This is a genomic window from Bradyrhizobium sp. Mp27 (genome assembly GCF_029953005.1).
GTDB classification, from domain to species: Bacteria; Pseudomonadota; Alphaproteobacteria; order Rhizobiales; family Xanthobacteraceae; genus Bradyrhizobium; species Bradyrhizobium barranii.
This window is the reverse complement of sequence record NZ_JASAUS010000075.1, coordinates 28,015-42,573: the sequence shown is the minus strand read 5'-3', so window position 1 is coordinate 42,573 and position 14,559 is coordinate 28,015. Positions and strand designations below refer to the sequence as shown.

Here is a 14,559-nt window from a genome sequence, read left to right as displayed (position 1 = left end):
TACGCCCTCCCGACGCAACGACAAAACCGTAAAGCCCCGCGTTCAGCATAACCCGGCAGGAATCCACTTAAATCCAGCGGGGCGCTGTCCAAACAACCGGGGCCAGCTCTGCTGCGGGTGCTTGGCGCAGTCTTTGCCTTTTCGCGGGCGCCTGGAGCATTCAAGGATACAGCAATTTTTCGGTGATCGAGAGGGCGACCGGTCGCTGGATCGGCCGGGCCGGACCTTGGCTCCCTCCAGGGTGGCCTGGCCCTGAGATAGGGTGGGCGTTCAGTCGGGACGTCTGGGGGAAAGGATACGCTACGGAAGCCGGAATTCGCTGCCTAGAGTGGGCGTTCGAAGAATTGGGTTGGAAGGAAGCCGTCCACATAATTCATCCTGATAACAATGCCTCTGTGGCGGTGGCTAAAAGAATTGGTGCGACTCTGAGGGGGCCAGGAGCTGTTGCCGGCGGCCTAATCTACGTCAGTACTAAGGATGACTGGCTTAGAACACAGCGTTCTCACCACGGGCAACGCTAACGCTGCAAACATGGCGTTGCTTTTGTGACAATCCGTCACAAGGACTAGGATTTTCTCAGATGAGTTTCCCCATGACCGATCTCGTGCTCGCCGTGCTACATCACCTAGCAGTATTCACTCTCTTCGGTGTGCTGGTGAGCCAGTTCGTAATCGTTTCGGCGATGCCGGACGAAGGTCGCACAAAAACGCTCGCCCGTGTGGATCTTGGCTATGGCCTGACCGCCGCGATCATCCTCATCGTTGGTGGATGTCGCGTCGCATTCGCGGACAAGGGGTGGACCTTCTACGCCCATAATACGGCATTCTGGGCCAAAATGGCGGTGTTTGCTGGGGTAGGCCTCATCTCCATCTATCCCACGCTTACTTTTCGTAGGTGGACGCGAGCGGGCGCAGTGTCCAAACGAGAGATTGCGCGTGTCAAGAGCGTCATTGTCATCGAACTTGCGTTGTTCGCTTTGTTGCCCGTGCTCGCAGCGATGATGGCGAGAGGGGTCGGCGAGTTCTGAGGGTTAGTCAGCGGCATAGAGCGCAATGGTGCGGGGAAGATCGAAGCGTCTGGGTCGGATCCCTATTGGCTATCTGTCTCATGACGGTGCCGGTCTCAATAAGCGCTCAAGCGCCAATTCTGGAAGAAACGAGGTATCGGCATGCTTGAGCAGGAACCCAGCCGGACGGCCTTTAATGCTGCTTTTTACCGCGCAGCCCATCAAGTACTGGAAGAGGGGCGTTTCTTCAAAGACCCTTTTGCAGTCCCCATTCTCGGCCTTGATCCGGAGACATTCTGGCAGGATCGGGAGGAGCATAATCGTCGGCGGGGCATCCGGTTCTTCGTGGTCGCGCGATCTGCCATCGCGGAGCAGGCGCTCAAGGAGGCTGTGGAGCGGCGAGCAGTGAGGCAATTGGTCATTCTGGGAGCAGGTCTGGATACCTTCTCTTATCGAAATCCATTCGGCTCACAGTTGAAGGTGTTTGAAGTTGATCATCCGGCAACTCAGGCCTGGAAACGTCGACGTTTGGTTGAAGCGGGGATCGCCATTCCGTCGGACCTTGTTTACGCGCCAGTGGATTTCGAGCGAGATAACCTGTCTGATTGCCTAGCCGCATGCGGGCTCGACCAAAACATACGCACCTTCTTTGTCTGGCTGGGAGTCGTGCCGTACCTTACAGTCGATGCAATTTCGCTTTGCCTTTCGCAGATGGCCGCGCATCCCGCCGGTGCAGAAGTCGTTTTCGACTATAGCGAGCCCAGCGACCGGATTGATCCGGCGGCTCGCGCAGACCGCGACGAAAGAGAAGCGCGGGTGGCGGCTGCAGGAGAGCCCATCCTTAGCCGCTTCATTCCTAGCGATCTGCATGCCATGTTACGCAGGTATCACTTCGACAATATCGATGACTTCGACGTACCGGCCATTCTGGTACGGCTGCAAGGACATGCCGCACCGCCTCGCTCGGCAATACCGCGAGTTGGAGGTCACCTGCTCCTCGCCTGCACATGACGATTTTGCGTGAACGGCAATGTTCGCCGAGGGAGTTCGAGGGGAAGATATTGAAGGCTGAGACGCACGGCGAGCTATACGATGAGAAGGTCTAATTCGGTTGAACTTCACGGCCTATTGGCGTCATCCGAACGAGAACCCGACACTTGTGTCGTTTTTGGCGCTGCATCGGCAGCGCTTTCCGCACCTGCCGAACCCAATAGGCTTTGAGCGGCCAAATGTCGTCGAGCTTTCAGAAAAGCTCGATCGGTAGCCATGAACCGCTCAATCATTGGCACGATAAGCTTTGACGGATTGATAGTCACCTCACCGGTCTCGCGCCCAAGTACCTCAGCATAAGCGATAAGCTGTCTGTGAACGGTAGCAGGTATCTCTACGCTCATTTTAACTGGCTTATCATTGGGAAGCGGCCCAAGCTTGAGTTTGGTCATGGGGTTCTTCCCATTGCATAAGGCGCCAACACTAGGTCCCGCGTGACGATCACGCGAACGGGGAAGCCCGGGCGTACCGTTAGCGTCGGCTGGATGTTCAGCTGGCGCTCCACGATCTGCGAGCCGGTCTGGCTGATGCTGTTGGAGGCGCCGCTGCGGATGGCCTGAACCAGGTTGTTCTCGTCCTGACTGGTGCCCGCCTCCGCGCCTACGCTGAGCAGGGTGGAGAGGACAGCGGCCTTGAACAGCATGCCCCAATGATTGTCGACCTCGTCCTCAAGCCCGGCGTAGCCCTTGGTATCCGCACCAGGCTGGCGCTCGAGCACGATCGAGTCGCCGTCCGGCATGATGATCCGCGTCCACACTAGCAGCACGCGGCTTTGCCCGAAGGCGACCGAACTATCATATTGGCCGATCAGCTTCGCGCCCTGCGGGATCAGGAGGTATTTGCCCGATGGGCTGTCGTAGACGGCCTCCGTCACTTGGGCGGTGATTTGGCCCGGGAGATCGGAGCGTATGCCTGTGATGAGCGCGGCGGGGATAACGGTGCCCGCTTGCACGACATAAGGCGAGGCTTTCGCTTCAAGCCGGTCGGGGCTGATCGTGCGTTTGTCCGTCGACGCATTGAGGAAGGCAGTCTTGCGATCCTGCATGTTTTGGGCCGAGCCGGCATCGACGGGCGGCGTGGCGGCGGGAGCCATAGCCGCGCTGGCCGACGGGATCGAGCCGATCTGGCCCGCGGCCGGAGATTGCTGGCTGGTATGCGAGAAGAGGCGGCTGACGCGCGCCGCTTCCTCCTCCTGGGCTCTTCGCTGCGCCTCCGGATCGGGCGTGGCGCCGGCGGTGACAGTGTTCGGCGCCGCGCCGGCGTTGAGCATCGGCTTTCCGAGATCCCCGGGCAGCGGCGGTCCGAGCGGCGGCGCCTGTCGCTGCAGGCCGGTATAGTCCTTGGGCAAACCCGCCAGACCCTCGGCCGACGGCCGATTCTGCGTGCTGAGCAATTCCTGGGCGGATTGCCCTTTGTTGTGCGTCTGGAGCGCGTAGCCGAGCGCGCCAGCGATCGCGAGCGCCGAGCCGGCGCCCAGGCTGATCAGGACCTTCCGGGACAGGCGCATGACATGCGGCCGTTCGCCCCTTAGCCGCAGATCGGGCGACGCCGCGCTGGGCGGTGGAAGTGGCGCCGGTTGTTCTTCAGGACCGTCCGTTGTCATGACCGCGGCCTTCCGTCGGTGCGGACGATGCGCACGCGCCGCTCGCTGTCCTTGTCGCCGAGGCGAAGCTCGGCGGCGGCGAAGAGGCGATCGACGATGTAGTAGTTGCCCTTGACGCGATAGTTCACCAGCTCGGACCCGCCGGCCGGACCGATCACGAAGAGCGGCGGCATTTCACCTTGGCGAATGCCAGTCGGAAACTCGATGTAGACCTTCTGCCCGTCGTCGAACGCGCGCAGGGGCCGCCACGCTGGATTGTCGCCTTGAATGGCGTAGCGGAAGTTGATGGCGGCGAGATCGACGCCGGTGGCGATCGGGGCCGCGGCTTCCGCGGTCTGGTTCTGCTGGCGGAGCGCAATGAGCTGGTCCTCCGGATACTGCCACGAGACCGAGGCCATGTAAGTCTTCTCGGTCGAGCGCAGCTCAAGGAAGTAGGTCCTCCGATCGGTGTTGATGACCAGATTGGTCAACAACTCCGGCCGGGTCGGCTTGACCAGAATATGGACCTTCTTGGTCGGACCCGCGCCGCTTTCGGTGTCGCCGATGATCCAGCGCACGGTGTCGCCGGCGGCGACCGGGCCAGTACCCGCGAGTTGCTCGCCCTCTTGCAGGGCGATGTCGGTGATCTCGCCCGGTGCGGTGTAGGCCTGATAGAGCGCGCCGGCCGAATAGGGATAAACCTGGACCGCGTTGATGAAGCCGTTGCGCACCGGCTGGATCCGCGCCGCCGCGTTGGCCTGGTTGACGCGCACCGTCGGATCAGCGGCTTCGGGCGTAGGCTTGCCGCCATCGAGCGGCTTCAACTGGCCGGGCAGCGGCAAGGGCTTGGGAAGCTCGACGATCTTGATCGGCGGCGGCGGATCGGCGCTAAGCTTCGCCGGCACCGCGCTGTCGTAGTTGATGTCGGGCGGAATGAACTTGTGGGCGCAGCCGCCCAGAGCGCTGACGGACATCAGCAAAGCCGCGAGTCCGGCTTTACGGAAAGACGTAGCGCCGCTTTGCCGTCTTTGTGGTTTGGCGGAAATATCTGAAGCCGGACCGCCGGCTTCCATGGAAATCGGCAGGCTCATTGTCCCAGCTCCTTCGACCAGTTGATTGCGGTGACGTAGATGCCGAGCGGGTTCTTGCGGAGCACGTCGGCGGAGGTTGGCGTCTGGATCGCGACGGTGAGGATCGCGGTCCATCGTGAGGTGTCGGCGAGCGCGCCGTCCTGATACCGATGCTCGACCCATCCGACTCGGAAGCTCGACGGCGACGCGCGGATCACGCTGGAGACGTCGATTGCGATCTGCTGCTTGCCGAGCTTGGCGAACGGGTCGTTGGCGCGGGCGTAGTCGTTGAGCGCTTGGGACCCGGAGGTGCTGGTGAAGTCGTAGGCGTCGAGCCAGTTCTGCCGCACGATGATGGGGTCGGCCGGCAGCGAGCGAACCAGCGACACGAAGTGCGCGAGATACCAGGCGATCTGCGGATCGCTCGGCGTGTAGTCGGCTGCGGCGGGCGCTACGGCCTGGGCCAGGCCGAGTTTGTCGACCTGCACCACCCAAGGGACGATGCTGCCGTGCGTCGATTGCCAGACGAGGCCGCCGGCCAGACCCATAGAGAGCGCGAGCGAGCCGAAAGCCATTAGCCGCCAGTTCTTGGCCTGCACTCGGGCCGAGCCGATGCGATCATCCCAGGCCTGTGCGGCGCGCTGGTAAGGGGTTTCCGGTTCAGGTGTGCGGCCATAGCGGACCGACGCGCGGCGGAAGATCGCCATGCTCATTCTCCTCCCGAGAGATTGACGGAATGGCCGCCGCCATGGCTGTCGCCGGACCTGAGGGCGTTGGCGGCCGCTGTCGCGCCGTGATGGATCGCTTGGTTGCGCCGCATGCGCTGGGCCCACGCCGGCGGCCCGGAGTTCGAAGCATTCGCCTCGGCGGGGCCGGCAGCGGCGCTTTGGGCGCCGCCGACCGTGCCCTGGGTCGAGGAGCCGCCGGTGGCGGCGAAGCTTGATTTAGCGCCTTCCGCGAAGCTCTGTTTCACCGAATCTGCGGCCTGGCTGGCGGCACGCTGAAAGGGTGCGGCCGCGCTCGCGGCTGCGGCTCGCCCAACGCCGCCAAGACCGGCGGCGACGCCCGACGCCCCGGACCTACCGGCGGACGCGAGGCTGTAGGCGGAGGACGCCCCGCCTGCCATCACCGCGCCGCCGCGCGCCGCGGCGGCCGAGCCGGAGGCCGCGGCCATCGCTCCCCTTCCGGCCAGGCCCAGCGCGCCAGCGCCGGCCATCGCCGTGCCGGCGACAGCAAGTCCGGTCCCGACCGCTGCGCCCGCGCCGAGTTGCGGCGCACCGGAGACGAGGGCGGTCGCGATGCCCGGCCCGAAGATACCGAGGCCCAGCATGGCGAGCGCGGCCAACACAACGGAGAGCGCCTGCTCCACGGTCGGCTGTCCGCCGGTGTAGGTCTGGGTAAACTGCGAGAAAAGGCCGGTGCCGATGCCGACGATGACGGCCAGCACCATCACCTTGACGCCGGAGGCGACGATATTGCCGAGCACCTTCTCGGCGAGGAAGGCGGTCTTATTGAAGAGAGCGAAGGGAATAAGGATGAAGCCGGCCAGTGTGGTCAGCTTGAATTCTATCAAGGTGACGAAGAGCTGCACCGCCAGGATGAAGAAGGCGATCAGCACCAGGATCCACGACACCATCAAGACCGCGATTTGGACGAAGTTCGCGAAGAAGCTGGTGAAGCCCATCATCTGGCTCGCGGCGTCGAGCAGGGGCTGACCGGCGTCGAGCCCGACTTGGGCGAGCTTGCCTGGCCGAAGGAAGTCGGCCGTCGAGATCGAAGAGCCGCCGGCCTTCAGGCCGATGCCGGCGAAGCTGTTGAAGACGATCGCCGAGAGGTTGTTGAAGTTGGTGATGATGAAAGCGAAGAAGCCGATATAGAGGGTCTTCTTCACCAGGCGCTGAAGAATGTCTTCGTCCGCACCCCAGACCCAGAAGAGTCCGGCGAGCGTGATGTCGATCACGATCAAGGTCGAGGACAGGTATCCGACCTCGCCCTTGATCAGGCCGAAACCGGAATCGATGTATGTTGTGAAGGTGTTGAGGAAAGTGTCGATGACGCCGACGTTGTTCATCGCGCATCTCCCGCATCATTGGTGGCCGGCGCAGCCGCGCCCGGGGGCGTTTGTGGTGGCAATGGCCGCGCCGGCCTGCCGAAGAAGCGCCGACGGTTCTCCTCCCAGACCGCCACACAGCGCGCGTCCTCGGCGTCCTGCGGGCCGAGCGCGCCGCAGCGGCGCAGCTCGGCCGAGAGGTCATCGGATGCTGGGCCCGCGGCCGTCGGCGGCGTCTCCATGACCGACGGCGCAGGCCGCAGATGGATCGCGACGAGGCTCACGACGACGACGGCGATCAACGCGATGATCGCCACGACGCGGAAAGTGTCCGACCGGCCCAGCATCTTAGGCCTCAATTCCCGCTGAACATTGTGACGTTGCCGGGCTGGTAGCCGCTGCGCGTCGAGAATGTCTTGTAGTTCTGCTGGCCCTGCGCCTCGGCCGACGCGGTGCGCGCCTGCTCCAGCGCGTCGGCCCGGCTCTTGGCCGAGAGCACCGCGACGAGGTCGGAGAGCTGCTGCGATTGCAGGGCCAGAAGCTGGTTGCCAGCCTGCGCGGCCTGCAGCGCGCCGGTGGCGCTCTGGCTAGCGGAAACCAGCGAGGTCATGGCGCTGGAGTTGGTTGGGATGTTGCCGACCACGCCTGCCTGAACCTTCAGGCTGTCCTCGAAGGCCGCGACGGAGTTCTGCCAGCGCGTTCGGGCGTTGGCGACCATGGTTGCGGTAGAGCCCGTACCCGCCGCAGTGCCATAGCTGGTCGAAAAGGCCTGCTGGACGCGCTGGACATTGAAGGCGATGTTCTGCGCCTGACTTAGCAGTGACTGGGTCTGGGTGATCGAGGACTGGAGCTGGGTCAGCGTCGACATCGGCAGATTGGCAAGGTTGCGCGCCTGGTTGACCAGCGACGTCGCCTGATTGGTCAACATCGTGATCTGATTGTTGATCTGCTGAAGCTCGCGTGCCGCCGTCAGCACGTTCTGACTGAAGTTGGTCGGGTCGTAGACGGTGAGCTGCGCCGACGCGGGCGGCGTAGTGACAGCCAAGGTGAGCACGACGGCGTTCGCCGTCGCCAGATGGCGCAGCTTGATCATGATGACGTCTCTAGGTTGGTCAGGTCAGGGATGAGATCGGCGGCCCACAGCAGCTCACGGTCCGCAAGCCAGGTCTGCGTGAAGGCCTCGCGGCCGTGCTCGGCGACCAGGCGCTCGATTGCGGCATGGTCGGCCTTGGAAGAGGCGGCGCAGAAGGCGAGCGCGACGGGGCCGAGCCCCAGTTCGAAGAGCCGATTGCCGCGGCGCGACTGGCAGTAGTAGTCGCGCTTAGGTGTAGCGCGGGCGAGGATCTCGATCTGGCGATCGTTGAGACCGAAGCGGCGGTAGATCGCGGTGATTTGCGGCTCGATCGCGCGCTCGTTCGGCAGGAAGATGCGCGTCGGGCAGCTCTCGACGATCGCTGGCGCGATGTTGCTGCCGTCGATGTCGGAGAGCGATTGGGTGGCGAAGACGACGGACGCGTTCTTCTTGCGGAGCGTCTTCAACCACTCGCGCAATTGCTGCGCGAAGGCCGGATCGTCGAGGACCAGCCAACCCTCGTCGATGATCAGCAAGGTCGGGCGTCCGTCGAGGCGACCCTCGATGCGGTGGAACAGATAAGTCAGCACGGCGGGCGCCGCGCCGGCGCCGATCAGACCTTCCGTCTCGAAGGCCTGGACTGGCGCGGAGCCGAGCTGCTCAGTCTCGGCGTCGAGGAGCCGTCCCGAAGGACCACCAACACAATAAGGCTGAAGCGCCTGCTTGAGCGCGGTGGATTGCAGCAGGACCGCGAGGCCGGTGATAGTGCGCTCGCCCACGGGCGAGGACGCCAATGACGTCAGCGCCGACCAGACATGCTCCTTCGCGGTCGGATCGATGGTGACGCCTTCCTTGGCGAGGATGGCCGTCACCCACTCGGCCGCCCAGGCGCGCTCGGCCTGATCATCGATCCGCGCGAGCGGTTGCAGCGAGACGGAATGCTCGGATCCAGCGGACAGGCTGCCACCGAGATCGTGCCAGTCGCCGCCCATGGCGAGCGCGGCGGTGCGGATCGATCCGCCAAAGTCGAAGGCGAAGATTTGGTCGTTGCGGTAGCGGCGGAACTGCATCGCCATCAGCGATAGCAGGACCGACTTACCGGCGCCGGTCGGGCCGACAATCACCGTGTGGCCGACATCGCCGACATGCAGGCTCAGCCGGAACGGCGTCGAGCCTTCGGTCTTGCCGAACAGCAGCGGCGGCGCCTTGAAATGCTCGTCGAGTGCCGGGCCGGCCCAGACCGCTGAGAGCGGGATCATGTGCGCGAGGTTCAGCGTGGAGACGGGCGGTTGCCGGACGTTCGCATAGGTGTGGCCGGGAATTGACCCGAGCCACGCCTCCAGGGCGTTCACACCCTCGGGCATGCAGGTGAAGTCGCGGCCTTGAATGACTTTCTCGACGAGACGGAGCTTCTCGGCGGCGAGGCCGGCGTCCTCGTCCCATACAGTGACGGTGGCCGTGACGTATGCCTGGCCGACGTCGTCGGTGCCCAGCTCTTGCAACGCCATGTCGGCGTCGGCCGCCTTGTTGGCGGCATCACTATCGACCAGTGTCGACGCCTCGTTGGTCATCACCTCCTTGACGATGGCGGCGATGGACTTGCGCTTGGCGAACCACTGACGCCGGATTTTGGTTAGCAGCTTCACCGCCTCGGTCTTGTCGAGCAGCACGGCGCGGGTGGACCAGCGGTATGGGAAAGCCAGCCGGTTCAGCTCGTCGAGAATGCCAGGATGGGTCGCGGTCGGAAATCCGACGATGGTTAGCGTGCGCAAGTGATTTGTGCCGAGCTTCGGCTCCAGCCCGCCGGCGAGCGGCTCGTCGGCGAGCAGTGCATCAAGGTGCATCGGCGTCTCGGGGACGCGGACGCGCTGCGCCCTCGTCGAGATTGTCGCGTGCAGGTAGGTCAGTGTGTCGCCGTCATCGAGCCAGCTGACCTCGGGCATGAAACCCTCGACCAGTTGCAGCACGCGATTGGTGCGATCGACGAAGCCCCGCAGCAGCTCCCAGGGATCGACGCCGGTTTGGGTGCGCCCTTCGTAGAGCCAGCTCTCGATGCGCGAGGCGTCTTCCGCAGGCGGCAGCCAAACGAACGTCAGGAAGTAACGGCTCTCGAAATGCGCGCCCGCTTCCTCGAAGGCGCCCTGCCGTTCAAGATCCACCAGCGCCGACGCGGGATCGGGGAAGGTCGAGTGCGGATAGGTCTGCGCTGCGATCCGCTGCGCCTCGACGAAGATCGCCCAGCCGGAGCCGAGGCGGCGTAGCGCATTGTTCAGCCGCGATGTCACGGCGACGAGCTCGGCGGGCGTGGCGCTGTCGAGGTCCGGACCGCGAAAGCGCGCGGTGCGCTGGAACGAACCATCCTTGTTGAGGACGACACCCTCTTCGACCAGAGCGGCCCAGGGCAGGAAGTCGGCGAGACCGGCAGGGCGGTTGCGATATTCGGCGAGGTTCAGCATTGCGACCTCACACGCCCAGATGCGCGGGATAGCGGAGATGACGGCGCACCACGTCCACGAAGAGCGGATCGCGCTTGGCGGCCCACACCGCCGCCGCGTGTCCAACCGCCCAGAGCAGGGCGCCAGGAATCCAGAGCCGCAGGCCGAGCGCGATCGCCGCCGCGATCGTGCCGTTGGCGATCGCAACTGTCCGCGGCGCGCCGCCCATCAGGATGGGATCGGTGAGAGCACGGTGGACCGGCGCGAAGAAGCCGGGCACGTCGGGATCGACGATCGCGGACATCAGACCAGCGCTCCGCCGGAGAAGCTGAAGAAGGTCAGGAAGAAGCTCGACGCGGCGAAGGCGATCGAGAGACCGAACACGATCTGGATCAGCCGGCGGAAGCCACCCGACGTATCGCCGAACGCGAGCGTCAGGCCCGTCACCGTGATGATGATCACCGAGATGATCTTGGCGACCGGCCCTTGCACAGACTCGAGGATGGAGTTGAGCGGCGTCTCCCACGGCATGGAAGAACCGGAGGCATAGGCCGCTGGCGCAAAGGTCAGCGAGAGTGCTGCGAAGGTGACGACGTCGAAGGCGCGCCGGTGCATACGGCGGGCAGAGGCAAGAACGCGAATCATGAGAGGTCTCCGGGATCGCCGCCCGCCTCGGCGGTTTGGACGCGGTAGTCGCCGGTGGCGGGATCGAGACCGGTGACGAGAGCAAGTTCGGAAAGGCGGCGTTCGCCACCGCGGCCGCGCAGCACCGCGACGAGATCGATGGTCTCGGCGAGTAGCGCCTTGGGGACGGTGACGACGGCTTCTTGGATGAGCTGCTCGAGGCGGCGCAGCGCCCCGAGGGCTGTCCCGGCGTGGATCGTACCTATGCCGCCGGGGTGGCCTGTGCCCCAGGCCTTCAGGAGATCGAGCGCTTCGGCTCCGCGCACCTCGCCGATGGGGATGCGGTCGGGCCGCAAGCGCAGCGACGAGCGGACGAGATCGGAGAGCGAGGCAACGCCGTCCTTGGTGCGCATAGCGACGAGGTTCGGCGCGCGGCATTGCAGCTCGCGCGTATCCTCGATCAGCACGACGCGGTCGCTGCTCCCGGCGATCTCGGCCAGGAGGGCGTTGGTGAGCGTGGTCTTGCCGGTGCCGGTGCCGCCGGCGACGAGGATGTTCTTGCGCGACGCGACGGCCGCGCGCAGGGCCGCCGCCTGGCCGGCGGTCATGGTGCCCGCGGCGACATAGTCGTCGAGCGTGAACACTGCCACGGCAGGCTTGCGGATCGCGAAGGCTGGCGCCGTCACGACGGGCGGCAACAGCCCTTCGAACCGCTCTCCCGTCTCGGGAAGCTCGGCGGAGACTCGCGGCCGCTCCGCATGCACCTCGGCACCGACATGGTGCGCGACCAGGCGCACAATGCGCTCGCCGTCGGCGGCAGACATGGTGCGCCCGGTGTCCTCCAGGCCTCCCGACAGCCGGTCGATCCAGAGCCGACCGTCGGGATTAAGCATCACCTCGACGATCGATGGGTCTTCGAGGAAGGCGGCGATCGCCGGGCCGAGCGCGGTGCGCAGCATGCGCGCGCCGCGCGAGAAGGCCTCGGAATGGAGTGGAGCAACCGCCACGATCGTCCCCGTAATAAGCTAATCGCAACACGCGATTGGCGACGGGGATGATTAGAAGAGGCAAGAAATAGGGCAGTTCAACAAGTATTCAGTCGTCGTAGGGACCGAGCGTAGAGCAGAGAAAAAAGACTTGCCGGGTGCGGTGGACCTATTCTGGCACTCGCTGTCCTTTGCCGCATCACGAAATGAATTTGGTTCGGAGATTACGACTCGGAGGAGCCGCTCGCAGAGTGCTCCGAGACGTCGTCCGGAATCTCCTGCCGAAGTTTCGGCCCTTCGTTGAGGCGCCGGCCCAACGTGGCGATGAAGTTGTCGTAGCGCGCGCCGGCCTGGGCGCGCGCGGCCTTCGCGGCCGGTTCAGGGAGCGGCGGCGTTGTGTTCAGCCAGAAGCGGATGAACAAGGCCAGCGTCTCGACGCCGATCGAGATGTCGCGCTCGAGCCGCGCCAGGCGTCGATCCTGCTGATCGAGACGCTTGGCGATCGCCGCTTCGCGTCGCTCGTCGGCATCGGGTGACAAGAACGATGCGATGGCCGCCTCGGCGACGAGCGACATCGATTGCTCGCGGCGCGCCGCATATGCGGAAAGCGCCTTCATGACGCCCGGGTCGAGATAGACCGAAACCTGGGCCTTTTTCTTCGGCGCCGTCATCCGACCCTCACAGTCCGAGGTCGTCGCCCGGATCGAGCGAGGCCTGGCGGGCGACACCCTGCATCAGGTCGTTCATCCGTCCGATCCGGGGCGCGTCCTCCTCGATGTCGTCTGCGGGATCGAGTGCGAACTCATTCTCGACCGGCTGCTTTTTTTCGATAGCCTCCTGACTCAGCTCGGGCTGCTTGCGCCGATCCACATTCTTTGGATCTTCGTCATCAGCTTCCTCGCCGTCGCGTGCCATCGGCGTCGGCGGCCGCGGCGGCAGCGGACGGGCGCTCCAATCATCGGGCCGCCCCTCCTTCGGCCGCGCCGGCACGGGCGGCGCTACGATCCGCTCCTGAAACCGTTCGTCCTCGTAATAGCGCGCCTTCTTCGCCCGGATCGGGTGGACACCTGACACCATGACGATCTCATCGGCGGGCGGGAGCTGCATCACCTCGCCCGGTGTCAACAGCGGGCGCGCGGTCTCCGAGCGCGAGACCATGAGATGCCCCAGCCACGGCGATAGCCGGCTGCCGGCGTAGTTCTTCATCGCTTTCATCTCGGTCGCCGTGCCGAGTGCATCGCTGACGCGCTTCGCCGTCCGCTCGTCGTTGGTCGCGAAGCTGACCCTGACATGGCAGTTGTCGAGGATCGAGTTGTTCGGGCCGTAGGCCTTTTCGATCTGGTTCAGCGACTGGGCGATTAGGAAGCTCTTGATGCCGTAGCCTGCCATGAAGGCCAGCGCCGACTCGAAGAAGTCGAGGCGGCCGAGCGCCGGGAACTCGTCGAGCATGAGGAGCAATCGGCGGCGTCCCGCCTTGGCCTGCAGGTCCTCCGTCAGGCGGCGGCCGACCTGGTTGAGGATCAGGCGGATGAGCGGCTTGGTCCGGTTGATGTCGGACGGCGGGACGACGAGGTAGAGCGTCGTCGGGCGGTCGCCGGCCATGATGTCGCCGATCCGCCAGTCGCAGCGGCGCGTCACCTCGGCGACGACGGGATCACGGTAAAGGCCGAGGAACGACATCGCCGTGCTCAGCACGCCGGACCGTTCGTTGCCGGACTTGTTCAGCAGCTCCCGCGCCGCAGACGCGACCACGGGATGAACGCCGGCCTCGCCGAGGTGGGCGGTCTTCATCATCGCCGCCAAGGTGGACTCGATCGGCCGCTTGGGGTCGGACAGAAAGGCGGCGACACCGGCGAGGGTCTTGTCCTCCTCGGCGTAGAGTACGTGCAGGATGGCGCCAACCAGTAGCGCATGGCTGGTTTTCTCCCAGTGATTGCGCTTCTCAAGACTGCCTTCGGGGTCGACCAGGATGTCGGCGATGTTCTGCACGTCGCGGACTTCCCACTCGCCACGCCGGACCTCAAGCAGTGGATTGTAGGCCGACGACTTCGCATTGGTCGGGTCGAACAGGAGGACGCGGCCGTGCTGCGCCCGGAAGCCGGCGGTGAGCTGCCAGTTCTCGCCCTTGATGTCGTGGACGATCGCCGACCCCGGCCAAGTGAGTAGCGAGGGGATGACCAGGCCGACGCCTTTGCCACTGCGGGTCGGCGCGAAGCAAAGCACATGCTCCGGTCCATCATGGCGGAGGTAGCTGCGGTCGTGGCGGCCCAGCACCACGCCGTCGGGACCGAGCAAGCCGGCCTGCTCGATCTCCTTCGGCTGCGCCCAACGCGCAGAGCCATAGGTCTCGATGTTCTTCGCCTCGCGGGCACGCCAGACCGACATCCCAATGGCGACGGCCGCGGCGATGAGTCCGCCGGATGATGCGATGTATGCCCCTTCGATGAAAATCGACGGCGCATAGGCGTCGTAGGCGTACCACCACCAGAAGAACGCTGGCGGCAGATAAAACGGGAAGCGCAGGATTTCGAACCAGGGCCGCCCAAGCTCGGGCTGGAAGCCAAGCCGCCAAGCGGTCCACTCCGTAGCTGACCAAATTGCGAGCAACACGATGGCGAAGACCGTGATGATCTGACCCCAGAGAATCTTGGTCGCGGACATACCGGCGAGCCTCTCCTGGGACC

General features: G+C 64.7%; 15 protein-coding genes and 1 pseudogene. 3 read left to right on the top strand and 13 right to left on the bottom strand.

Features of this window, described 5'->3' with window-relative positions; all coding sequences use genetic code 11:
* Window positions 1-71 precede the first annotated feature (71 nt).
* The 3 genes from QJT78_RS30360 to QJT78_RS30350 all read left to right on the top strand — a co-directional run bounded on the left by QJT78_RS30360 (window position 72) and on the right by QJT78_RS30350 (window position 2,017).
* Window positions 72-521 carry a GNAT family N-acetyltransferase gene (locus tag QJT78_RS30360; RefSeq protein ID WP_312016863.1) on the top strand — a complete coding sequence of 150 codons (450 nt, stop codon included), beginning with the start codon at window positions 72-74 and terminating at the stop codon, window positions 519-521.
* 71 nt (window positions 522-592) lie between these two features.
* Window positions 593-1,027 carry a DUF2214 family protein gene (locus QJT78_RS30355; protein WP_038943918.1) on the top strand — a complete coding sequence of 145 codons (435 nt, stop codon included), beginning with the start codon at window positions 593-595 and terminating at the stop codon, window positions 1,025-1,027.
* 141 nt (window positions 1,028-1,168) lie between these two features.
* A complete protein-coding gene (locus tag QJT78_RS30350; RefSeq protein WP_038943917.1) occupies window positions 1,169-2,017 on the top strand; it encodes an SAM-dependent methyltransferase in 849 nt (282 codons plus the stop codon).
* Between the two features lie 218 nt (window positions 2,018-2,235).
* Here the strand turns inward: QJT78_RS30350 and QJT78_RS30345 are convergent.
* From QJT78_RS30345 to QJT78_RS30285, 13 genes and pseudogenes are all read right to left on the bottom strand, one after another.
* A pseudogene (locus QJT78_RS30345) lies at window positions 2,236-2,448 on the bottom strand (DUF2274 domain-containing protein); the annotation flags it as partial.
* Entirely contained in the window at window positions 2,445-3,659 is a 1,215-nt protein-coding gene (locus QJT78_RS30340; protein WP_281460383.1) for a TrbI/VirB10 family protein, read from the bottom strand. The pseudogene QJT78_RS30345 and the gene QJT78_RS30340, both read right to left, overlap by 4 nt.
* Window positions 3,656-4,729 (bottom strand): P-type conjugative transfer protein TrbG, encoded by a 1,074-nt coding sequence (gene trbG, locus QJT78_RS30335; RefSeq protein WP_038943914.1) that lies wholly within the window; start codon window positions 4,727-4,729, stop codon window positions 3,656-3,658. Before trbG ends, QJT78_RS30340 begins: the two co-directional genes overlap by 4 nt.
* Complete coding sequence (trbF, locus tag QJT78_RS30330) at window positions 4,726-5,415, bottom strand: conjugal transfer protein TrbF (protein WP_038943913.1); 690 nt, start codon at window positions 5,413-5,415, stop codon at window positions 4,726-4,728. The genes trbG and trbF overlap by 4 nt, the downstream gene beginning before the upstream one ends.
* A gap of 2 nt (window positions 5,416-5,417) precedes the next feature.
* A complete protein-coding gene (gene trbL / locus QJT78_RS30325) occupies window positions 5,418-6,779 on the bottom strand; it encodes a P-type conjugative transfer protein TrbL (RefSeq protein WP_038952628.1) in 1,362 nt (453 codons plus the stop codon).
* Window positions 6,776-7,105 (bottom strand): putative entry exclusion protein TrbK-alt, encoded by a 330-nt coding sequence (gene trbK-alt, locus QJT78_RS30320; RefSeq protein WP_038943911.1) that lies wholly within the window; start codon window positions 7,103-7,105, stop codon window positions 6,776-6,778. The genes trbL and trbK-alt overlap by 4 nt, the downstream gene beginning before the upstream one ends.
* An 8-nt stretch (window positions 7,106-7,113) precedes the next feature.
* Window positions 7,114-7,851: a P-type conjugative transfer protein TrbJ gene (trbJ, locus tag QJT78_RS30315; protein ID WP_038952629.1), complete on the bottom strand. Its 738-nt coding sequence runs from the start codon at window positions 7,849-7,851 to the stop codon at window positions 7,114-7,116.
* A complete protein-coding gene (trbE, locus tag QJT78_RS30310) occupies window positions 7,848-10,286 on the bottom strand; it encodes a conjugal transfer protein TrbE (RefSeq protein WP_038943909.1) in 2,439 nt (812 codons plus the stop codon). Before trbE ends, trbJ begins: the two co-directional genes overlap by 4 nt.
* Window positions 10,287-10,293: 7 nt before the next feature.
* Window positions 10,294-10,569, bottom strand: a complete 276-nt coding sequence (locus QJT78_RS30305) for a VirB3 family type IV secretion system protein (protein ID WP_038943908.1) — start codon at window positions 10,567-10,569, stop codon at window positions 10,294-10,296.
* Complete coding sequence (locus QJT78_RS30300) at window positions 10,569-10,880, bottom strand: TrbC/VirB2 family protein (protein ID WP_085965422.1); 312 nt, start codon at window positions 10,878-10,880, stop codon at window positions 10,569-10,571. The genes QJT78_RS30305 and QJT78_RS30300 overlap by 1 nt, the downstream gene beginning before the upstream one ends.
* Window positions 10,881-10,906: 26 nt before the next feature.
* Window positions 10,907-11,896, bottom strand: a complete 990-nt coding sequence (gene trbB / locus QJT78_RS30295) for a P-type conjugative transfer ATPase TrbB (RefSeq protein WP_038952631.1) — start codon at window positions 11,894-11,896, stop codon at window positions 10,907-10,909.
* Window positions 11,897-12,099: 203 nt separating this feature from the next.
* Window positions 12,100-12,546 carry a hypothetical protein gene (locus QJT78_RS30290; RefSeq protein WP_038943905.1) on the bottom strand — a complete coding sequence of 149 codons (447 nt, stop codon included), beginning with the start codon at window positions 12,544-12,546 and terminating at the stop codon, window positions 12,100-12,102.
* 7 nt (window positions 12,547-12,553) lie between these two features.
* Window positions 12,554-14,536 (bottom strand): conjugal transfer protein TraG, encoded by a 1,983-nt coding sequence (locus QJT78_RS30285; protein WP_281460382.1) that lies wholly within the window; start codon window positions 14,534-14,536, stop codon window positions 12,554-12,556.
* Window positions 14,537-14,559 lie beyond the last annotated feature (23 nt).